Source organism: Pseudomonas sp. B37(2017), assembly GCF_002112885.1.
Classification (GTDB): Bacteria; Pseudomonadota; Gammaproteobacteria; order Pseudomonadales; family Pseudomonadaceae; genus Aquipseudomonas; species Aquipseudomonas paraglycinae.
Genome location: NZ_NEIX01000010.1, coordinates 97,132 through 117,046, shown reverse-complemented (window position 1 = coordinate 117,046; position 19,915 = coordinate 97,132). Strand labels below are relative to the sequence as shown.

Annotated in this window: 19 protein-coding genes; 8 read left to right on the top strand and 11 right to left on the bottom strand. The window is 61.8% G+C overall.

What is annotated here, in order from left to right; translation table 11 throughout:
- Positions 1-23: 23 nt before the first annotated feature.
- Entirely contained in the window at positions 24-1,037 is a 1,014-nt protein-coding gene (locus tag CAF90_RS22760; protein WP_011331920.1) for an ABC transporter substrate-binding protein, read from the bottom strand.
- Positions 1,038-1,340: 303 nt separating this feature from the next.
- Between CAF90_RS22760 and CAF90_RS22755 the strand changes: the two genes are divergently transcribed.
- Genes CAF90_RS22755 through CAF90_RS22745 form a run of 3 tightly spaced genes read left to right on the top strand, consistent with a single transcriptional unit; the run spans position 1,341 to position 5,376 of the window.
- Entirely contained in the window at positions 1,341-2,939 is a 1,599-nt protein-coding gene (locus CAF90_RS22755; protein WP_085608579.1) for an ABC transporter permease, read from the top strand.
- A complete protein-coding gene (locus tag CAF90_RS22750; RefSeq protein WP_085608578.1) occupies positions 2,936-3,751 on the top strand; it encodes an ABC transporter ATP-binding protein in 816 nt (271 codons plus the stop codon). The genes CAF90_RS22755 and CAF90_RS22750 overlap by 4 nt, the downstream gene beginning before the upstream one ends.
- A 14-nt stretch (positions 3,752-3,765) precedes the next feature.
- Positions 3,766-5,376 carry an arylsulfatase gene (locus tag CAF90_RS22745; protein ID WP_085608577.1) on the top strand — a complete coding sequence of 537 codons (1,611 nt, stop codon included), beginning with the start codon at positions 3,766-3,768 and terminating at the stop codon, positions 5,374-5,376.
- A gap of 53 nt (positions 5,377-5,429) precedes the next feature.
- Here the strand turns inward: CAF90_RS22745 and CAF90_RS22740 are convergent, their stop codons facing one another.
- A complete protein-coding gene (locus CAF90_RS22740) occupies positions 5,430-6,503 on the bottom strand; it encodes a fatty acid desaturase (protein ID WP_085608576.1) in 1,074 nt (357 codons plus the stop codon).
- A 100-nt stretch (positions 6,504-6,603) separates the two neighbouring features.
- On the opposite strand from CAF90_RS22740, the gene CAF90_RS22735 reads away from it, so the two are divergent.
- On the top strand, positions 6,604-7,608 hold the full coding sequence (locus CAF90_RS22735; RefSeq protein ID WP_085608575.1) for an AraC family transcriptional regulator: 1,005 nt from the start codon (positions 6,604-6,606) through the stop codon (positions 7,606-7,608).
- Between the two features lie 131 nt (positions 7,609-7,739).
- On the opposite strand, the gene CAF90_RS22730 is transcribed toward CAF90_RS22735, so the two are convergent.
- Both CAF90_RS22730 and CAF90_RS22725 read right to left on the bottom strand, forming a co-directional pair.
- Entirely contained in the window at positions 7,740-9,125 is a 1,386-nt protein-coding gene (locus CAF90_RS22730; protein ID WP_085608574.1) for a heavy metal sensor histidine kinase, read from the bottom strand.
- Positions 9,115-9,795: a heavy metal response regulator transcription factor gene (locus CAF90_RS22725; RefSeq protein ID WP_007952810.1), complete on the bottom strand. Its 681-nt coding sequence runs from the start codon at positions 9,793-9,795 to the stop codon at positions 9,115-9,117. The genes CAF90_RS22730 and CAF90_RS22725 overlap by 11 nt, the downstream gene beginning before the upstream one ends.
- 136 nt (positions 9,796-9,931) lie before the next feature.
- Here CAF90_RS22725 and CAF90_RS22720 point away from each other — a divergent pair, with 136 nt between their 5' ends.
- Positions 9,932-10,414: a heme-binding protein gene (locus CAF90_RS22720; protein WP_085608573.1), complete on the top strand. Its 483-nt coding sequence runs from the start codon at positions 9,932-9,934 to the stop codon at positions 10,412-10,414.
- A 16-nt stretch (positions 10,415-10,430) separates the two neighbouring features.
- A complete protein-coding gene (gene uraH / locus CAF90_RS22715) occupies positions 10,431-10,841 on the top strand; it encodes a hydroxyisourate hydrolase (protein WP_007952813.1) in 411 nt (136 codons plus the stop codon).
- Positions 10,842-10,859: 18 nt separating this feature from the next.
- On the opposite strand, the gene CAF90_RS22710 is transcribed toward uraH, so the two are convergent.
- Entirely contained in the window at positions 10,860-11,543 is a 684-nt protein-coding gene (locus CAF90_RS22710; protein ID WP_085608572.1) for a Crp/Fnr family transcriptional regulator, read from the bottom strand.
- Between the two features lie 85 nt (positions 11,544-11,628).
- Here CAF90_RS22710 and CAF90_RS22705 point away from each other — a divergent pair, with 85 nt between their 5' ends.
- Positions 11,629-12,153 (top strand): DUF962 domain-containing protein, encoded by a 525-nt coding sequence (locus CAF90_RS22705; RefSeq protein WP_085608571.1) that lies wholly within the window; start codon positions 11,629-11,631, stop codon positions 12,151-12,153.
- Positions 12,154-12,276: 123 nt separating this feature from the next.
- Here CAF90_RS22705 and CAF90_RS22700 read toward each other — a convergent pair whose 3' ends face one another.
- From CAF90_RS22700 to dibA, 6 genes are all read right to left on the bottom strand, one after another.
- The gene (locus CAF90_RS22700) at positions 12,277-13,266 is read right to left on the bottom strand and encodes a sulfate/molybdate ABC transporter ATP-binding protein (RefSeq protein ID WP_064382696.1); all 990 of its coding nucleotides are present in this window, start codon (positions 13,264-13,266) and stop codon (positions 12,277-12,279) included.
- Between the two features lie 3 nt (positions 13,267-13,269).
- Positions 13,270-14,142 (bottom strand): sulfate ABC transporter permease subunit CysW, encoded by an 873-nt coding sequence (cysW, locus tag CAF90_RS22695; protein ID WP_007952817.1) that lies wholly within the window; start codon positions 14,140-14,142, stop codon positions 13,270-13,272.
- Positions 14,143-14,155: 13 nt separating this feature from the next.
- Positions 14,156-14,974: a sulfate ABC transporter permease subunit CysT gene (gene cysT / locus CAF90_RS22690; RefSeq protein WP_007952818.1), complete on the bottom strand. Its 819-nt coding sequence runs from the start codon at positions 14,972-14,974 to the stop codon at positions 14,156-14,158.
- A gap of 70 nt (positions 14,975-15,044) precedes the next feature.
- The gene (locus CAF90_RS22685; protein WP_007952819.1) at positions 15,045-16,058 is read right to left on the bottom strand and encodes a sulfate ABC transporter substrate-binding protein; all 1,014 of its coding nucleotides are present in this window, start codon (positions 16,056-16,058) and stop codon (positions 15,045-15,047) included.
- Between the two features lie 132 nt (positions 16,059-16,190).
- Positions 16,191-16,373, bottom strand: a complete 183-nt coding sequence (gene oscA / locus CAF90_RS22680) for a sulfur starvation response protein OscA (RefSeq protein WP_007952821.1) — start codon at positions 16,371-16,373, stop codon at positions 16,191-16,193.
- Between the two features lie 190 nt (positions 16,374-16,563).
- A complete protein-coding gene (gene dibA / locus CAF90_RS22675; protein ID WP_085608570.1) occupies positions 16,564-18,483 on the bottom strand; it encodes a phosphodiesterase DibA in 1,920 nt (639 codons plus the stop codon).
- 146 nt (positions 18,484-18,629) lie between these two features.
- Here dibA and desA point away from each other — a divergent pair, with 146 nt between their 5' ends.
- On the top strand, positions 18,630-19,814 hold the full coding sequence (desA, locus tag CAF90_RS22670) for a delta-9 fatty acid desaturase DesA (RefSeq protein ID WP_085608569.1): 1,185 nt from the start codon (positions 18,630-18,632) through the stop codon (positions 19,812-19,814).
- Positions 19,815-19,915: the final 101 nt, after the last annotated feature.

Sequence of the window (19,915 nt, the reverse complement as noted above, 5' to 3'; positions counted from 1 at the left end):
TTGCGCGGGAATGACTGCATGACTCAGAGCTTCGCGGCCGCCAGCTCAGGCGCCACCCACTCGTTCACCTTGAACGGCTTGCGAATCAGCTTCTGCTGCGCCGCCAGATCCACCTTGCCCTGCAGGTTTTCGAGGAACAGCGGGTCCAGTGTCGACGGGAACACTTCGCTCAGATTCTGATCCTTCAGATCCTGGGTCAGGATCACTGGCGGATAGCTCGCGAGTCCCGACACAAGCTGCACGTAAGCGTCCTTGTTGCTGTCCTGAGTCAGCCACTCCACCGCCTGCTGCTGCGCCTTGAGCAGCTTCGCCACGGCTTCCGGATGCCCGTCGACAAACTTGCCGGTACCAACCAGCACCGACTGCACACTACCGGCGCCACCGAGGTCTTTGGTGTTAAGCGGCAACTCGGCCAGGCCTTTGGCCTGCAATGCAGTCAGCCCGGAACTGCCCCACGACGCATCGATCTGCTTCGCCGCCAGCGCCGCAACCGCTGCGTTGAAATCGAGGTTGATCACTTTCACGTCCTTCTCGCTCAGGCCCACGCTGGCCAGCGCCGCATCGAACGACAGCTGGGTCGCGGTGCCCCGGAAGATCGCCACGCGCTTGCCTTTGAGATCCTGCAGCGTCTTGATCCCCGAACCCGGCACCACGCCCAGGTATTGCTTCACACCCCGGGCGCTGGCGCTGAGCAGGCGCGTATCCAGACCGTTGGACTTGCCGATGATGGCCGCCAGATCTCCGAGATAGGCCAGATCCACCTGACCGTTGGCGAACGCCTCGTTGATCACCGGCCCGGCGCCCTTGAAGAAGCTCCACTGAATCTTGATGCCCTGATCGGCGAAGGCCTTTTCGAAGATCTGCTGATCGCGCAGCACGTCCACGATGCCCCCGCCGCTGTGTTGAGTACCCGCGCTCAGATCAGGCACGGCAATCCTGATTTCCTTGAGCTCGTCGGCCTGGGCAGAGAACGCCAGCAGACCCGCCAGCGCCGGCGCGGCAAACAGACTGATGACACGTTTGAAGGGAAGGTTCATGGGTGCGGCTCCTGATCACGGCGGGCATTGAGGAGCCGAAAGTAGGCGCAATCCGTATCAGCGCTTAAATACTTAAAAAGCACATTTTTATAGCTTTTCACGCTAAGCCAGCAAAGTCGGGACATGCAGAGCCGTATGCATGGAGAGCATCGAAAATATTCTTCAAATGCATTGGATGCGCGCCGGGCTGGAGGCCTTAAATGGCGCTGCTTATCTCCAAAATGATTATTTTCCAACTCACTTATAACAATTTGTTTTTAGCTAATTCCGCTGACTCGATCCAACCCGACAACGGAGGTCACCATGGCCCGTGAATCCCTGCTCAGCCTGCCACTGGCCGCACCGCCGTTGAAAAGCCGGCGAACCTGGCCAAGCCTGAGCCACCGCGTTTTACCCTGGATATTGCCGCTCGGACTGTTCGCCCTATGGTGGCTGGCGGCGCGCAATCAATGGATGAGCGAACAGATCCTGCCGGCGCCATCGCTGGTGTGGAACAGCGCGATCGAGTTGTCCCAGGGCGAGTTATGGAGCCATTTGTGGATCAGTCTGCAACGGCTGTTCTGGGGCCTGCTGGCGGGCGTTACCGCCGGCGCGGTACTCGGTGCGGCGCTGGGCTTCAGCCGTCGTCTCGAACGCCTGATCTTCCCGACCTTCGCCGGCCTGGCCCAGGTGCCGACGCTGGCGTGGATTCCGCTGTTCATGGTGTTTTTCGGCATCGGCGAAACGCTGAAACTGGTGGTGCTGGTCAAGGCCATCGTGGTGCCGGTGACTTTGCACACACTGGTCGGCGTACGCGATGCGCAACCCAAACTGCGTGAAGCCGCCGCGGTTTTACGTCTGCCGCCACGCTTGTTGATCCGCCGACTGGTGCTGCCCGCCGCGCTGCCAGCGTTCATGGCCGGCGTGCGTCTGGCACTGGCCGCTGGCTGGACGTCGTTGCTTGCCGTCGAGCTGCTGGCCTCCAGCGAAGGCATCGGTTACCTGATGGTCTGGGCGCGTCAGCTGTTCATGCTCGACATCGTCTTCGTGTGCATCGTGGTGATCGGTCTGATCGGCGTGGCGATGGATCGCGGCATCGGTCTGCTGGACAGGAAACTGGTGCACTGGCCGCACCCAGCCACGGCGGAGATTCGTCGCGGCCCGCGCTACGAAGGCTGGCAACGCGTGCAGCCGTGGCTGCTGCCGCTGGCGCTGTTTGCATTGTGGCAACTGGCGGTCGATCAGCAATGGATCGATGCCAACATTCTGGCCAGCCCGTGGGTGGTGCTTGAGGCGACGAAAAACGGATTGCTCGACGGCACGTTGATCTCCGGCATGGCCCTGAGCCTGGGCCGCACACTTGGTGGCCTGTTGATTGGCGGCGGCCTCGGCCTCGTGCTGGGTTTATTGCTGGGTCTGTCGCGCACCAGCGAACGCGTACTCGGCCCGACCCTCGCCGCCCTGCGCCAGATCGCGATTTTTGCCTGGGTGCCTCTGCTCACCGCGTGGTTCGGGCTGGGCGAACTGGCGAAGTGGGTATTCGTCGCCCTCGCCGCTTTCTTTCCGTTGTTCGTCGCGACTCAACGCAGCGTCGCCAACCTCTCGCCACAACTCAACGAAGCCGCGCAAGTGCTGCGCCTGAACCTTGCTCAACGCCTGCGCCGACTGGTATTGCCGGGCGCCGCGCCGGGGATTTTCGCCGGCCTTCGACTGAGCCTGATCTACGCCTGGCTCGGCACCATCGGCGCCGAATATTTCATGCCGTCCAACAGCGGCATCGGCAGCCAGATGATCGGCGCCCAACAACTGCTGCGCATGGACCTGATCATGGCCGGGATGCTGCTGGTCGGCCTCACCGGCGCCCTGCTCAACCTCATTGGCCAACGCCTGGAAATCCGCGCCACCCGCTGGAGACACGCATGAACGCACCGATTGTCAGCTTCAACCATGTAGGCAAATCCTTCGACGTCGACGGTTTCGAACTGGAGGCGATTCGCGAATTCAACCTCGACATCGCCGAGGGCGAATTCGTCGCCATCGTCGGCTCCAGCGGCTGCGGCAAATCCACTTTGCTGCGTTTGCTGGTGGGCCTCGATACGCAGTTTCGCGGGCAGATCACAGTCGATGGCAAAGCCGTCAACGGCATTGACGGCGAGCGCGGCATCGTGTTTCAGGAACACCGTTTGTTCCCGTGGCTGACCGTAGCCGACAACATCGGGCTGGGTCTGGTCAACGAGCCGCTGAGCGCCGCTGAAAAACAGCAACGCATCAACGATTTCATCGAGCTGGTGGGCTTGCGCGATTTCACCCGCGCCTACCCGCATCAACTCTCCGGCGGCATGGCCCAGCGCGTGGCGATTGCTCGCGGGCTGGTAGCGAGCCCACGGATCCTGTTGCTCGACGAACCCTTCGGCGCCCTCGACGCGCTGACCCGCCAGCAGATGCAGGACGAGCTGCTGGCGATTCGCGAACGGGCAAAGATCACCACGATTCTGGTCACCCACGATGTCGAGGAAGCGATCTTCCTCGCCGACCGCGTGGTGGTCATGGAACCGCGCCCCGGCCGGATCAAACAGGTGGTGGACATCGCCCTGCCCCATCCGCGCCAGCGCAGCAGTTTCGACTTCCACCAGTTACGCGAAGAACTGCTGCACGAACTGACCAGTGACGACCATTACCAACCGAGCGCACCGGTGCAGATCCGCGATCTGCCGCTGTCGTTCATTGCCTGCTGAACAGGAGCCTGTTGATGCCGCAACGTCCCAACTTTCTGGTGATTCTGGCCGATGACCTCGGCTTCTCCGACATCGGTGCCTTCGGCGGCGAAATCGCCACGCCGAACCTCGATGCCCTGGCCAACAACGGCCTGCGCCTGACCGATTTTCATACCGCACCGACCTGCTCGCCGACCCGCTCGATGCTGCTCACCGGCACCGATCACCACATCGCCGGCATCGGCACCATGGCCGAAACCCTGACCCCGGAGCTGATCGGCAAACCGGGTTACGAAGGCTATCTCAACGACCGTGTCGTCGCGTTGCCGGAGTTGCTGCGCGAAGCCGGTTACCAGACCTTGATGAGCGGCAAATGGCACCTGGGCCTGACCGCGGAACTGGCGCCTCACGCCCGTGGCTTCGAGCGTTCGTTCTCGCTGCTGCCCGGCGCGGCCAACCACTACGGATTCGAACCGACCTACGATGAACACACGCCCGGCCTGCTGAAATCCACCCCGGCGCTGTACATCGAGGACGACACGTTCATCGACGAATTGCCCAAGGATTTCTATTCCTCCGACGCCTTCGGCGACAAGCTGTTGCAGTACCTCAAGGAGCGTGACCAGAGCCGGCCGTTCTTCGCGTACCTGCCGTTTTCCGCGCCGCACTGGCCGTTGCAGGCGCCCGCCGACATCGTCGAAAAATACCGTGGCCGCTACGACGCGGGGCCGGAAGTGCTGCGCCTCGAGCGTCTGGAAAAACTCAAATCGCTGGGGCTGATCGAGCCGGATATCGAGCCGCATCCGCTGATCCAGCTGACCGCGCAATGGGACGCGCTGAGCGATGAACAAAAACGCATTTCCGCCCGGGCGATGGAGGTCTACGCAGCGATGGTCGAGCGCATGGACTGGAACATCGGCCGCGTCGTCGACTACCTGCGCCAGCAGGGCCAGCTCGACAACACTTTCATCCTGTTCATGTCCGACAACGGTGCCGAAGGCGCACTGCTGGAAGCCTTCCCGAAATTCGGTCCGGAGCTGGTGACGTATCTGAGCCAGCACTACGACAACAGCCTCGAAAACATCGGGCGCGCCAATTCCTACGTTTGGTACGGGCCGAACTGGGCGCAGGTGGCGACCGCGCCGTCACGCCTGTTCAAGGCCTTCACCACCGAGGGCGGGATTCGCGTTCCGGCACTGCTGCACTATCCGCAGCTGCCGCTGAAGGGGCAGATCAGCCATGGTTTCGGCACGGTGATGGACATCACGCCGACCATCCTCGATCTGGCCGGCGTGCGCCATCCCGGCAAGCAGTGGCACGGCAAACCGGTGGCGCCGTTGCGTGGTAAATCGTGGCTGGGTTTCTTGTCCGGCGAAACGGCGCAGGTGCATGACGAACACACCGTTACCGGCTGGGAGTTGTTCGGGCGCCGGGCGATTCGGCAGGGGCAGTGGAAGGCGGTGTGGATCCCCGGGCCGGTGGGGCCGGCGACATGGCAGCTTTATGACCTGGGCAGTGATCCGGGGGAGATTCATGATCTGGCGGCGAGTCAGCCGCAGAAGCTTGAAGCGCTGATTGAGCATTGGCAGCGGTATGTGGAGGAGACCGGGGTGATTTTGAGTGAGTCGCCGTTTCAGCCGGATTGAGGGGGGCTGATGTAAGGCTATCGCCGGTTCGCCGGCGATAGCTTCGGATACCTTCAAGCCTGAGCCGTCTGCACTTCTTTCTGCTGGACTTCTTCCTTGCGAACAAACCTGTTCGCCCGCCCAAACGTCCCGAAATCGTTAAACCGAACCCCCATCTCCCGCATCACCTTATGCGCCACCGGCACCGTCAGCTGGCGAATATAAAACGGCTCCTTCACCACAAAATGATGAATCCCGTGACTGCTGCCGAAGTTGAAGCAGAACGCCTGCAACGGCCACAGCCACCACGGATTCAACACCTGGCACTGCTGCAGCACATTACCCGGCTCCACATCCCCGTAGTAATGCATGTTCGAACTGATGAAGTGCAGGCAGAAGGTGCGCAATACATTCGGGCCAATGATCACCACCGCGGCGATGTCGATCACTTGCATCACCGACAACGTGGTCGCTGACCATTCGATCGGCGAGCCCATCAAGTAAGCGATTCCATTGGCGGCATGGAACCCGAGAAACACGTACCACGCGCTCCAATGCACCAGCGCCAGCGGCGCGTAGACCTTCAAGGTGCGTTTGATGATGCTGAACTTGTGCGCCCAGGTCTTGGCCCGGAGCATGCGGATGAACGCCGACATCACGTTGTCGCCGACCATCAGCAACCGCGCGAAACCCCAAGGCTCGCCGTTGGTGATTGCCCGTTCTTCCATGTCGGTTTCAGTGCCGGACACCTTGTGATGATTGAGGTGCAAATGGCGGCGAATCCACGGGTTGATCGTGCTCGGCCGCGCCAGCCACACCATGCCCATCATCAGGTTGTGCGGCACGCGCTGTTTGCGGAAATACATGCTGTGGATCAGGTCGTGTTCAAGCTCATGGGTCAGCGAAGCAAAAAACGCGTTGAGCAACAGACACGCCCACCACGCCATGTGCCCGTTGATGTATAGCGCCGCCGAACCGATCATCCCGGCCATGGCAAACGCCAGAATCCCCGCGCCGAGGGCGTCCTGATGCTTGAGAATCGGGTAGCGCTCACGCAGCTCGACGCCTTTGGCCAGCACCACTTCGCGAATATGCGCTGATCGCTGGGCAGCATTGTGTCGCTGGGGACTTGCAGAAGTACGGTCCATGCTTCCATCCTCTGGTTATTGATGTTCGTATCCTGCCCCGCGCGGATTCCGAACGCGGTAGCCGAGAACGCCAACCTGTTGACCGGAAGCGCCAATCAGCATGAAGGAACCGACTTCTCTCGCCAGCTGGACCCGTGCACTGCGCAAGCAACTCGACGCGCTGGGGCTGGACAGCACTGCCCTGTGTCAGCAGGCCGGACTCGATCCGCAACTGATGGACGACCCGAACGCCCGCTATCCGTTGTCCGCGACCACACGCCTGTGGGAAATCGCGGTGCAGGTCAGCGGTGATCCGGCAATCGGTTTGCGAGTGTCGCGGTTCGTCAGCCCCACGACATTTCACGCGTTGGGCTATGCGTTGGTGGCCAGCGGCAGCCTGCGTGAAGTGTTCGAGCGGATCGTGCGTTATCACCAGGTGGTCAGCGACGCGCTGGAACTGGAGCTGACCCGCACCGAAGACCGCTATCGGTTTCGCCTGAAAATCCCGACCGACAACCCCGCTCCGGCCTTCGAAGCCATCGACGCCTTCGCCGCGATCTACGTGCGTACCTGTCGCAATCGCCTGGGCCGCGACTACGCACCACTGGCGGTTTATCTGCGTCGCCCGGAACCGGCCGATGCGCATCAATGGCACAAGGTGTTCCGCTCGCCGGTGCATTTTTCCGCCGAAGAAGACCGGATCGAATTCGCCCTCACCGACTTCGACAGCCACCTCGACGACGCCAACCCGGAACTGGCCGAGCACAACGAGGCAGTGCTCAAACGCACCCTCGCCCAGCTCCAACCGCTGACCTGGGAGCGCAAGGTGCGCGACGCCATCGAAGAACAACTGCCCGAAGGCGAACCCAGCGCCGAACGCATCGCCCAGGCCCTGCACTTGAGCCTGCGCAGCCTGCAACGGCATCTGGCGGACGAGGGTTGTCGCTTCGACACCCTGCTGAATGAAAGCCGCGAGAACCTCGCGCTGCTGCACCTGCGCGATCCGCAATGCTCGCTGAGCGAGGTCAGTTATCTGTTGGGATTTGCCGACACCAGCAGCTTCAGCCGCGCGTTCAAACGCTGGACGGGGATGACGCCGGGGCAGTTTCGGGATCAGTTGCGCTGACGGGGCTGGAATTTGTACTGAATCGACCAGCCTCTTCGCGGGCAAGCCCGCTCCCACAAGGATTGGGGCGTACAAAAATTTGCGTCACACCTCGACTACTGTGGGAGCGGGCTTGCCCGCGAAGAGGCCATTCAGATCGCTGCAAATCCAAGCTCAAAAACCGTACCCGTTGCATCACTACTCACCCGCACCCGCCCACCATGCAACTGCATGATCGACTGCACGATCGCCAGTCCCAGGCCGCCGGAATCTCCCGGCTCCGCGCGGGACGGGTCGACGCGGTAGAAGCGGTCGAACAGTTTGCCCAGATGCTCATCCGCGATGACCGGGCCGAGGTTGTGGACTTGCAGCCAGCACACGCCTGGTTCATCGCGCCGGCGCAGGCTGATGACCGAGCCGGCGTCGGCATGGCGTACAGCGTTGGCCAACAGGTTGCCCAAGGCGCGTTGCAGCAGTTGCTGATCCGCCAGCAACTCTCCACTGAACGTGTTTTCGAGGCAGATTTCCCGGTCATCGGCCAGGGCTTCGAAGTAGTCGCACAACTCATCACCGATTTCGTGCAGTTCCAGCGTGCGCAGATCGAGCGCCCGCTCAGCCTGCTCTGCGCGGGCGAGAAACATCAGGTTCTCGGCCATGCGCTTGAGCCGCTCGAACTCTTCCATGTTCGAGGCCAGCACTTCCTGATACTCGGTGCTGCTGCGCGGGTAATTCAGTGCCTGGCCGTTGCTGGCGAGCAAAGTGTGCAGGGGCGTGCGGATTTCGTGGGCAAGGTCGGCGGAAAACTGTGAGAGGCGCTGGAAGCCGTCGTCCAGCCGCACCAGCATGCCGTTCAGCGCGTGCACCGGTTCCAGCAATTCCGCTGGCGTGCCGGCGGTGGGGACGCGTTGGTCGAGGCTGCGCAGGTCGATGCCGCGCAGCGCCTCACTCAGCTTGCGCAGAGGCAGCAAACCTCGGCGCAACAGCACCAGACCAAGCGTGAAGGCGAGTACGGCACCCAGTCCGACGGCCAGATACAAGCGCAGGCGATAGCTGCCGAGCATCTGCTCGCGCTCGCTCAAGACTTTGCCGGCGATCACGGTCAGCGTTTCGCCGTTCGGGCCTTGGGCCTGACCTGACAACAGGGCCAGCTCGACACCGTCCGCCGCCTGCCAGGTCAGCACATCGCGGCGTTGCGGCGGTTGATCCCGGGGGATGGCCTGCACGGCTGGCAGTGCGCGTTGGCGTGGGTTGATCGTGATCACATTCGAGCCGTCCGCGCGTTGCACCAGCAGCAGACTGTCGAGATTGCCAAGCATGTTCTGGTACAGCCGTGGCCGCGCCTGCAAGGCGTCGAGGCTGTCGCTGTCGGCGAGCAATGCGCGTACCTGTTCCAGACGACCGAGCAAGGCCATGTCATCGCGCCAGGCGATCTCCGAGGCCAGCGAGCGATACAGGAACACGCCAATCGCGCTGAGCACCAACGCGCAGACGGCGGCGAACGCCAGGGCCAGGCGCCAGGCGATGGATCTAGCGCGCATCGTCGGGCGCTTCGAGTTGATAGCCGACCCCGCGCACGGTGTGGATCAGTTTGGGCATGTACGGGTCATCGACTTTCGAACGCAGCCGGCGCACCGCGACTTCGACCATGTTGGTGTCGCTGTCGAAATTCAGGTTCCACACCTGCGAAGCAATCAGCGTGCGCGACAGCACTTCACCCTGTCGGCTGGCGAGCAAATGCAGGAGGGCGAATTCCTTGTTGGTCAGAGCGATGCGCTGACCGCCACGGCTGACCCGACGGCGCAGCACGTCGATTTCCAGATCGGCGATGCTGTACGACTCGGCTTCGCGCATCGGCCCGCGCCGCAACAACGTGCGCACCCGCGCGAGCAATTCGGCGAAGGCGAACGGCTTGAGCAAATAGTCATCGGCCCCCAGTTCGAGGCCGCGCACGCGGTCTTCGATGGCATCCTTCGCCGTCAGGAACAGCACCGGCGTGGCGCCACGCTGACGGATCAGCTGCAGCAGTTGCCAGCCATTGAGGCCCGGCAGCATCACGTCGAGGATGATCAGGTCATATGCCTGCTGCTCGATGAAGTAGCGCCCGTCGAGTCCATTCAGCGCCACGTCCACGGCGAAACCCGACTCGCCCAGCCCTTTGGCGAGGAAATTCGCGGTTTTGGCTTCATCTTCTACGACCAGCAAACGCATGGCACACCTCGATTGATCAGTAGCACAGGCTAGGCCCCTTCGGCGGCGTTGCCCATTACAAACTTGTAATCCGGCTGACGAGGTTTCGACGGGGACCGGCGGATAAGGTGGCGGCCTTCGCTTCTGGAGCCTGCCCATGTCCGCTAAATACTTGATCGCCAGCCTGGCAATCAGCTTCGGCACTGCCGCAATCGCCGCGCCTGAGCTGCCACGGTACGCCGATCTCGATCTGAAAACCGCACGGCTGCTGGCCGATGCAGCGCTGGAAAACTGCACCGCCACGGTGTCGCTGCTCGACCGAGGCGGCAACCTGCTGGTGACCTTGCGCGGCGACGGTATCGGCCCGCACAACACCGCCGCCAGCCAACGCAAAGCCTACACCGCGCTGTCGACGAAAACCCCGACCCGGCTGTTCGCCGAGCGCGCCCGAAGCAACCCGGAAACCGCCAACCTCAACACTCTCGACGAGCTGCTTTTGCTCGGCGGTGGCATTCCGTTATTCGCCGAAAAAGAATTGGTCGGCGCCATGGGCGTGGCCGGTTCCGGCGGCGGCGAGCAGGACGAGAACTGCGCGATCAAGGCTGCCGACCTCGTCGGCCTGTCCATCAACCGTATTTGAACCCTGGAGCATCACCATGACCCCACTGCGCATGACTTTCGCCGCGCTTGGCTTGAGCGCTTTTTCGAGCCTGGCGCTGGCCGCCGGCAACCCGCTGAGCGTACACGTGCTCAATCTGGAAAACGGCCTGCCGTCGCCGGGCATCAACGTGACGCTGGAACGTCATGTCGGCCAGGACTGGCAGCCGCTGGCGCAGGGCACCACCAATGAACAGGGGCGGATCGCCGAACTGTTCCCGGCTAACAAGCCGTTCGAGGCGGGTGAATATCGAGTGGTGTTCAAGACTGGCGAGTACTTCGAGAAGACGAAGCACGAGACGTTTTTCCCGGAGATTCCGGTGATTTTCAAAGTGAAGCAGACGGATCAGCACTATCACATTCCGCTGCTGCTCAGCCCATATGGCTTCTCCACTTATCGCGGTTCGTAAGCCATTGATCGGTAGTGATCAGAGTGTCGCCAGTGCGCGCAATCGCGCGGCGTCGAGGATCTCGATCTCGCCATAACTCAATCCGATAATCCCCTGCCCCTGCAACTCCTTGAGGATCTGGTTGGTGGTCTGCCGCGACAACGACAGCATCGACGCCAACTGTTCCTGGGGCAGTTGCAGCACCCGGCGCGGTGGATCAAGTTCGCCGTAGCCTTCGGTAATCATCAGCAAGCGATGGGCCAGACGCGCAGGGGCCGGCAGCAGACTCAATTGTTCGAGATTGATGAAGGTCAGGCGCAGTTTGTGGCTCATCAACAGAGCGAGATGGCGCCAGTAGACGGGCTGTTCGTCGAGCAGTTTCAGCAGCGTGGCCTGGGGAATGTTCAGCAAGGTGCAAGGCCCGACCGCGTAGGCATCGTGGGTACGCGGCTGGCCGTCGAACAGGCAGATTTCACCGAACCAGTGCGGCGCTTCCACCAGGCTCAGCAACGCCTCCTTGCCCTGCTCGCTGACCGCGCCGATGCGTACCGCGCCGTCGAGCACCGCGTACAGCCCGCATGGCGCATCGCCGCGCTGGAACAAGCGCTGCCCCGCCGCCAGCCGCCGCTCCCGGGCCGCCGCCAGCAGACTATCCTGAAAGGACGAAGGCAGATGACTGAACCATTGCCCGGTCAACAGACGCTCGCGCCAGACCTTATCCATGCGTTCTCCTAAAGATTGTCGCCTGCCTGACAGAGCGAGCCGTGAACCCGGGGCATGATTCGATCACCCTACAGGAGGAACAACAATGAAAAGCCTCGTCGATCATTTGAGTCAATACGCCGCTTACCACCGTGACCCGCGCAACATCGCCAGCCACTTTATCGGCATTCCGCTGATTGTGGTGGCGGTGGCCGTGCTGTTGTCGCGGCCGGAATGGTCGGTGGGCGGCTTGTGGATTTCCCCGGCGGTGATCGCGGCCCTCGCTTCGGCGTGGTTTTACCTGCGCCTGGAACTGAAACTCGGGGTGTTGATGACCGTGTTGATGGGGCTGTCGGTGTGGGCCGGGCATGTCCTGGCGCAGCAGAGCACCATGGTCTGGCTCAGCAGCGGTCTGGCGATGTTTTTGATTGGCTGGGTGATCCAGTTTGTCGGGCACCACTATGAAGGGCGAAAACCGGCGTTCGTCGATGACTTGAGCGGGTTGATTGTCGGGCCGCTGTTTGTGGTGGCCGAACTGGCGTTCATGCTCGGGATGCGCCATGAGCTGAAAGAGCAGATCGAGGCGCGGGCGGGTGTGGTGCGGGTCAATCCGAATCGCGCGGCTGTCTGAACCACTGCCCGGCTCGCTCGTTCCCACGCTCTGCGTGGGAATGAATCCCGTGACGCTCCGCGTCACAGTGGACGCGGAGCGTCTATAGCGGCGTTCCCACGCGGAGCGTGGGAACGAGCGAGATCAAACGTTGGCGACTTTCTGCCAGACCTTCGGCTTGAAGAACAACGTCTCCCCCTTCGCCAACCCGGTCAGGCTGTCGTGGTCTTTCACCACTTCCGCCTCGATCAGATCCGTCTGGCCTTCAACCTTCAACGTCACCCGCGTGGTCGCGCCCAGCGGACGGATATCGCGGACTTCAGCGGCGTGGTGATCCTCCAGCTCATGCCGCGACAGCGACACTTCGTGCGGGCGGAACAGCACGTGATTGTCATCGCCCAGATGCAGACGGTTCGAATCGCCGAGGAAGTGATAGACGAAATCGCTGGCCGGGTTTTCGTAGACGTCGCCCGGTGAGCCGATCTGCTCGATCACACCCTTGTTCATCACCACGATGCGGTCGGCCACTTCCATCGCCTCTTCCTGGTCGTGGGTCACGAACACCGAGGTCAGGTTGATGTCTTCGTGCAGGCGCGCCAGCCAGCGGCGCAGCTCTTTACGCACCTTGGCGTCGAGGGCACCGAACGGCTCGTCGAGCAGCAGCACTTTCGGCTCTACCGCCAGCGCACGGGCCAGAGCGATACGCTGACGCTGGCCGCCGGACAGTTGCTCCGGATAACGATCCGACAGCCAGTCCAGTTGCACCATGTTCAGCAGCTCGTGAACCTTGGTCGCGATCTGGCTTTCAGTCGGGCGCTGGTTTTTCGGCTTCATGCGCAGGCCGAATGCGACGTTGTCGAACACGGTCATGTGGCGGAACAAAGCGTAGTGCTGGAACACGAAACCGACGTTGCGATCCCGCACGTCATGGCCGGAAACGTCCTCGCCGTGGAACACGATGTTGCCGTTATCCGGGGTTTCCAGACCGGCAATAATGCGCAGCAGGGTGGTCTTGCCGCAGCCGGACGGGCCGAGCAGCGCCACCAGTTCACCGCTGTGGATGTCCAGGCTGATGTTGTCCAGCGCCTTGAACGCATTGAAATTCTTGCTGACGTTACGCACTTCGATCGACATGAATTATTCCTCCGCGGCGCTGGCGCGCAGGCGGTTGATACGGTTTTCGCTCCACTGCTTGAGCAGCAGGATGAAGAGCGCCAGGATCAGCAACAGGCTCGCCACAGCGAACGCGGCCACGTGGTTGTATTCGTTGTAGAGGATCTCGACGTGCAGCGGCAAGGTGTTGGTCACCCCGCGAATGTGCCCGGAAACCACCGACACCGCACCGAACTCACCCATGGCCCGCGCGGTACACAGCACCACGCCATAGATCAGGCCCCATTTGATGTTGGGGACGGTCACGTGCCAGAACATCTGCCAGCCGTTGGCGCCGAGCAGGCGCGCGGCTTCCTCTTCCTGAGTGCCTTGTTCCTGCATCAGCGGGATCAGCTCACGGGCCACGAACGGCACGGTGACGAAGATTGTCGCCAGCACGATGCCCGGCAGGGCGAAGACGATCTGGATATCGTGATCCTGCAGCCACGGCCCGAACAGGCCCTGGGCGCCGAACATCAACACGTAGACCAGACCCGCGATCACCGGCGACACCGAGAACGGCAGGTCGATCAGGGTCACCAGCATACTCTTGCCGCGGAACGAGTATTTGCTCACGCACCACGCGGCGCTGACACCGAACACCAGGTTCAGCGGCACCGAAATCAGCACCGCAATCACGGTGAGTTTCAGGGCCGACAAGGCATCCGGTTCAAAGATCGCCGTGAAGAACGCGCCGAGGCCGTTCTTCAAACCCTGCGACACCACGATGAACAGCGGCAGCACCAGAAACAGGAAGAAAATCAGCCAGCCGAGGCCGATCAGGATCCGCCGCGAAGTGGCGCTGCCACGGCGGGCGGCGTTGGCCGAGGAAGCGGCCGCAATAGACGATTGGGACATGGTTCGCGCCTCCTTATGGGGTTTCGATGCGCCGCTGCAGCAAGTTGATCAGCAGCAACAGGACGAAGGAAACCACCAGCATCAACACGCCGATGGAGGTAGCGCCGGTGTAATCGTACTGGTCGAGCTTGACCATGATCAGCAGCGGCAGGATCTCGGTTTTCATCGGCATGTTGCCGGCGATGAAAATCACCGAACCGTACTCGCCGACGCCCCGGGCAAACGCCAGGGCAAAACCGGTCAGCCAGGCCGGCAACAGCGCCGGCAGCAGGATGTGACGAAATACCTGCAAAGGTTTCGCGCCGAGGCACGCCGCGGCTTCTTCGACTTCACGCGGGATGTCGGCCAGCACCGGCTGCACCGTGCGCACCACGAACGGCAAGGTCACGAAGGTCAGCGCCAGCGTGATCCCGAGCGGGGTGTAGGCGATCTTGAAACCGAGGTCGGCGGCGAACTGCCCGACCAGCCCGGTCGGCGTGTACAGCGCCGTCAGCGCAATACCGGCCACGGCGGTCGGCAGGGCGAACGGCAGATCGATCATCGCGTCGATCACCTTGCGCCCCGGGAACGTGTAGCGCACCAGCACCCAGGCCAGCAACGTGCCGATGATGCCGTTGATGATCGCGGCGCACAGCGCGGTGCCGAAGCTCAGCTTCAATGCGGCGAGAACGCGGGGCGCGGAGATGATCGTCCAGAACTGGTCCCAGGTGAGTTGGGCGGCGTGGACGAACATCGCCGCCAGCGGGATAAGCACAATCAGGCTGAGGTACACCAAGGTGTAGCCCAGCGTCAGCCCGAAGCCGGGTATGACGGGGGAGATACGACGCGACATAAAAGTCCTTGGTTTGAGAACGCGCAAAGCCCCGAACATAAATCCGGGGCTCGTTTTAGGCTATTGAAACTTACTGCGCCTGATAGATCTGGTCGAACACGCCACCGTCGTTGAAGAATTTCGGCTGTGCGGTTTTCCAGCCGCCGAAGTCCTTGTCGATGGTCACCAGTTCCAGTTTCGGGAACTGCTGGGCGTACTTGGCTGCCACGTCCTTGTCACGCGGGCGGTAGAAGTTCTTCGCCGCTATTTCCTGGCCGGCCGGGCTGTACAGGTGCTTGAGGTAGGCTTCGGCGATCTGCTCGTTGCCCTTCTTCTCGGCGTTCTTGTCGACCACGGCCACCGGTGGTTCGGCGAGGATCGACAGCGAAGGCACGACGATGTCGAACTTGTCCTTGCCGCCGTCTTCTTTCAGCGCCAGGAAGGCTTCGTTTTCCCAGGCCAGCAACACGTCACCCTGACCGTTGTTGACGAAGGTGATGGTCGAGCCACGGGCGCCGGTGTCCAGAACCGGAACGTGCTTGAACAGGGTCTGTACGTATTCCTTGGCTTTGGCTTCGTTGCCGCCGTTGGCTTTCAGGCCGTAGGCCCATGCCGCGAGGAAGTTCCAGCGCGCACCGCCGGAGGTTTTCGGGTTCGGGGTGATCACCGAGACGTCGTTCTTGACCAGGTCGCCCCAGTCCTTGATGCCTTTCGGGTTGCCCTTGCGCACCAGGAACACGATGGTCGAGGTGTACGGAGTGCTGGCTTCCGGCAGACGCTTCTGCCAGTCAGCCGGCAGGGTCTTGCCGAGCTTGGCGATTTCGTCGATGTCGCCAGCCAGGGCCAGGGTCACGACGTCGGCGCGCAGACCGTCGATCACCGCACGGCCCTGCTTGCCCGAACCGCCGTGGGATTGCTGGATTTTCACGGTGTCGCCGGCGTGCTCCGACTGCCAGTACTTCACGAACTCGGCGTTGTAATCCTGATACAGCTCGCGCGTCGGGTCATACGACACGTTGAGCAGTTCGTAATCCTTGGCAACCGCGGAACCGGCAAACACAGCACTGGCCAGGGCGGCCAAAGCGTAACGGCGAATCGACGACATGGTGAAAGCTCCTGGAATTCTTGGTGGTGGCTTTTTCTTATGGATTGCTGGAATCGGGTTGCTCGTTCAACGACCGCAGCCTGTGGCAGCTTCTGCCAACAGCTCCCCGCAGGAGCTGCCGCAGACTACGAATCAGGCCGGTTTGTTACCCGGTTGCTGCAGACGGAATTTCTCTTTGCGTTCGATCTGGACCACCTGGGCGTTATGCACAGTGATTTCCACCGCGCCGAAACGCAGGTCGCGCAAGGCGCTCTGGATTTCGCGCAAGATGGTGCTTTCGTCCTGACCGTCAACGCTACGCAGGGATGCGCTCATGGTGCTGCTCCTTTGTATGGGATATGCCTGGCAGTGGGCGGCACTGCGTTTGGCGTGGGAGCAATATAAGAGAGCTTTGGATATTCTTAAAAAGACTATTTAAGAATGTTTATATAACTGGAAAACATTATGTGGTGCAGCAAGGGTTTGCGGCGGATTTGCCCGTCGGCAAACCCGCCGTAGGCCGCCCTCAACCGATCAAGGGCGCCCGGTTCCAGTCGATTTGCGCTTCCGGGACCGGCCGTCCGAACCAGTAGCCCTGCCCCAGATCACAGGCCTGCCCCAGCAGGAACGCCGCCTGTTCCGCCTGCTCGATACCCTCGGCATGCACCTGCATGCCCATGCTGCGGGCTAGGGCGATGATCACCCGGACGATCGCCGCATCGTCCTCGTCCCACGGCAGGCCGGCAACGAAGCCCTGATCAATCTTGAGCTTCTGCACCGGCAGGCGCTTGAGCCGCAGCAACGACGAATAACCGGTGCCGAAGTCATCGATGGCCAGACGAATGCCCAGCTCGCGCAGACGATGCATCTGTTCCAGCGCGACTTCCGGATCGTCCATCACCGCACTTTCGGTGACCTCCAGTTCCAGATAGGCCGGATCCAGGCCGGTCTCGTGCAGCACCTGCGCAACCTGCTCGTACAACTCGCGACGGGCGAACAAACGTGACGACACGTTCACCGCGACAAACGACAGCACTACTCCCGCCTGCTGCCATTGGCACATCTGCCGGCAGGCCTGCTGCATGACCCAGGCGTCGATTTCCGAGATCAGCCCGGTGCGCTCGGCAATCGGGATGAACTCCGCCGGCGACACCAGGCCACGCTGCGGATGCTCCCAGCGCACCAGCGCTTCGACGCCGATCAGGCGACTGGTTTGCAGGTCGTGTACCGGTTGGTAGTAGACCCGCAGTTCCTGCTGCTCCAGCGCGCGGCGCAACTCGAAGGCGATTTCGACCCGCTGCTGGGCGTGAGCCGTAAGCTCTTCGGTGTACAGCGCGTAGCCATTGCGGCCGCTGCTCTTGGCCTTGAACAGCGCCGCATCGGCGTTGCGCAACAGCTGTTCGGCGCTCAGTGCATCACTGGGAAACAGGCTGATGCCGAGGCTGGCGTTGATGAACAGTTCATGGCCGTCGAGGCAGAATGGCTCCTTGAGCGCATCGAGAATACGCTGAGCCAGCGCTGCCGCCTGTGCCGGCTGTGGACAACTTTCCAGCAGGACCGCAAATTCATCGCCGCCCAGCCGCGCCAGGGTGATGCCCGGCCCGAACAACGCCTGCAAACGCGCCGCGACTGCCTTGAGCAAACGGTCACCAATGGTGTGGCCGAGGCTGTCGTTGATCAGTTTGAAATGGTCCAGATCGATCATCAGCAATGCGCAGCCGCGCTTGTGGGTCTGCGCCGATGCCAGCGCCTGTTCGGCGCGGTCGCTGAACAGCAGGCGATTGGGCAGGTCGGTCAGCGGATCGTGGTGGGCCAGGTGTTTGAGTTCGTGTTCGGAATCCTTGATCGCGCTGATATCGGAGAACACCGCGACGTAGTGGCTGAGCCGACCGTCTTCGTCGCGGATCACCCGGATCGTCTGCCACTGCGGGTAGATCTCGCCGCTTTTACGGCGGTTCCAGATCTCGCCGCTCCACTCGTCCTGCGCCTGCAACGTAGCGAACATCGCCTGATAAAAACCCGGCGGATGGTGCCCGGACTTGAACAGGCTGGGCTGCTGGCCAATCACTTCTTCACGCTGATAGCCGGTGATTTCCATGAAGGCGCGATTGACGTGCACGATCAGCCCCTGCCGGTCCGTGACCAGCACGCCCTCGCGGGTGCAATCGAATACCGCAGCGGCCTGACGCAGGCGTTCGCGATCCGCCTGGCGCTCACGCAATCGGGCGCCGATGCCCAGGCATTCGAACAGCCGCGACCGGGCCAGGAAGATCAACCCGGCGCTGAGCGCTACGAACAGATAGCCGTTGATCAGTTGCCAGCGCAGCAGTTCGTCAGAGTTATCAAAGAAACTGTTCAATAAATAGCCAGTGCCTTGCAGCCAGACAACGGCAAGGACCAGGTAAAGCAGCGCTGCACGCACAGCATCGCGGTATGTGGCAGACATTCGGCCGTCCATGTCCCTACAAAAATGTCGGGATTATAGGTCAAGAAACATCCAGCCATCTCTTATCTGAAAGGGCGACTGGTTTTATCTGTGTGCTTGGTGATAATGCAACGGCTGTTTTTTCTTTATCGAGGGCCCTATAGCCTATGTGGTACGAAGGTTTTCTTGGCTTGTCGGCCTGGTCACTGGTCGCCGTCACCCTGGTGATGACCCACGTGACGATCGTTGCCGTCACGGTCTACTTGCACCGCTACTCGGCCCATCGCTCTCTGGAGCTGAATGCCGGGCTGAAGCATTTCTTCCGTTTCTGGCTGTGGCTGACCACAGCGCAGAACACCCGCGAGTGGACCGCCATCCACCGCAAGCACCACGCCAAATGCGAAACCGAAGACGACCCGCACAGTCCGGTCGTCAAGGGTCTGTCCACTGTCCTGCGCAAAGGTGCCGAGCTGTACCGCGAAGAAGCGCAGAACCCGGAAACCCTGCGCATCTACGGCAAGAACTGCCCCGAAGACTGGATCGAGCGCAACCTCTACAGCCGCTACCGGCTGCTGGGCGTAGCGATCATGGCCGTCGTCGACCTGTTGCTGTTCGGCACCATCGGCATCACCATCTGGGCAATCCAGATGATGTGGATCCCGGTCTGGGCGGCCGGCGTGGTCAACGGTCTCGGCCATGCCGTCGGTTACCGCAACTTCGAATGCCGCGACGCGGCGACCAATCTGGTGCCATGGGGCATCCTGATCGGCGGCGAAGAGCTGCACAACAACCATCACACCTATCCCAACTCGGCCAAGCTGTCGGTCAAGAAGTGGGAGTTCGACCTCGGCTGGGCCTGGATCCAGGTCTTCAGCTTCCTGCGTCTGGCCAAGGTTCAGCGTGTTGCCCCGATCGCCCACCGCGTCGAAGGCAAGGGCAGCCTGGACATGGACACCGCCATGGCGATCCTCAACAACCGCTTCCAGATCATGGCCCAGTACCGCAAGCTGGTGATCGGCCCGCTGGTCAAACAGGAACTGGCCAAGGTCGATCATTCGGTACGCCACCAGTTCCATCGCGCCAAGCGTCTACTGTCGCGGGAAACCAGCCTGCTGGAAGATCGCCACCACGCGCGCATCCAGAGCATGCTCGAGCACAGCCAGGCGCTGAAGGTAATCTACGAGAAACGTCTGGCCCTGCAGCAGATCTGGGTCAAGACCAGCGCAAATGGCCACGACATGCTCGCCGCCATCAAGGAATGGGTACACGAGGCCGAGGCCAGTGGCATCCAGTCTCTGCGTGAATTCGCCGACCAGTTGAAAACCTACTCGCTGCGCCCTGCCGCCGTCTGATGCCGTTGATCGGTGCGCCCCCATTCCAGGGCGCACCCTTCGGAACTTCACCCCCGATCCCCTATCTCAAAGACACTTCGCCACCCCCGGCGGGCTTTCCC

Bases quoted from the DNA above. Each gene is read 5' to 3' on its own strand.
- CAF90_RS22720 (WP_085608573.1), top strand. From the start codon at position 9,932: ATGTCCGCTAAATACTTGATCGCCAGCCTGGCAATCAGCTTCGGCACT.
- cysW (WP_007952817.1), bottom strand. From the start codon at position 14,142: ATGTCCCAATCGTCTATTGCGGCCGCTTCCTCGGCCAACGCCGCCCGC.
- dibA (WP_085608570.1), bottom strand. From the start codon at position 18,483: ATGTCTGCCACATACCGCGATGCTGTGCGTGCAGCGCTGCTTTACCTG.
- CAF90_RS22755 (WP_085608579.1), top strand. From the start codon at position 1,341: ATGGCCCGTGAATCCCTGCTCAGCCTGCCACTGGCCGCACCGCCGTTG.
- CAF90_RS22750 (WP_085608578.1), top strand. From the start codon at position 2,936: ATGAACGCACCGATTGTCAGCTTCAACCATGTAGGCAAATCCTTCGAC.
- oscA (WP_007952821.1), bottom strand. From the start codon at position 16,373: ATGAGCGCATCCCTGCGTAGCGTTGACGGTCAGGACGAAAGCACCATC.
- CAF90_RS22760 (WP_011331920.1), bottom strand. From the start codon at position 1,037: ATGAACCTTCCCTTCAAACGTGTCATCAGTCTGTTTGCCGCGCCGGCG.
- cysT (WP_007952818.1), bottom strand. From the start codon at position 14,974: ATGTCGCGTCGTATCTCCCCCGTCATACCCGGCTTCGGGCTGACGCTG.
- desA (WP_085608569.1), top strand. From the start codon at position 18,630: ATGTGGTACGAAGGTTTTCTTGGCTTGTCGGCCTGGTCACTGGTCGCC.
- CAF90_RS22740 (WP_085608576.1), bottom strand. From the start codon at position 6,503: ATGGACCGTACTTCTGCAAGTCCCCAGCGACACAATGCTGCCCAGCGA.
- CAF90_RS22730 (WP_085608574.1), bottom strand. From the start codon at position 9,125: ATGCGCGCTAGATCCATCGCCTGGCGCCTGGCCCTGGCGTTCGCCGCC.
- CAF90_RS22685 (WP_007952819.1), bottom strand. From the start codon at position 16,058: ATGTCGTCGATTCGCCGTTACGCTTTGGCCGCCCTGGCCAGTGCTGTG.
- CAF90_RS22725 (WP_007952810.1), bottom strand. From the start codon at position 9,795: ATGCGTTTGCTGGTCGTAGAAGATGAAGCCAAAACCGCGAATTTCCTC.
- CAF90_RS22735 (WP_085608575.1), top strand. From the start codon at position 6,604: ATGAAGGAACCGACTTCTCTCGCCAGCTGGACCCGTGCACTGCGCAAG.
- CAF90_RS22705 (WP_085608571.1), top strand. From the start codon at position 11,629: ATGAAAAGCCTCGTCGATCATTTGAGTCAATACGCCGCTTACCACCGT.
- uraH (WP_007952813.1), top strand. From the start codon at position 10,431: ATGACCCCACTGCGCATGACTTTCGCCGCGCTTGGCTTGAGCGCTTTT.
- CAF90_RS22710 (WP_085608572.1), bottom strand. From the start codon at position 11,543: ATGGATAAGGTCTGGCGCGAGCGTCTGTTGACCGGGCAATGGTTCAGT.
- CAF90_RS22700 (WP_064382696.1), bottom strand. From the start codon at position 13,266: ATGTCGATCGAAGTGCGTAACGTCAGCAAGAATTTCAATGCGTTCAAG.
- CAF90_RS22745 (WP_085608577.1), top strand. From the start codon at position 3,766: ATGCCGCAACGTCCCAACTTTCTGGTGATTCTGGCCGATGACCTCGGC.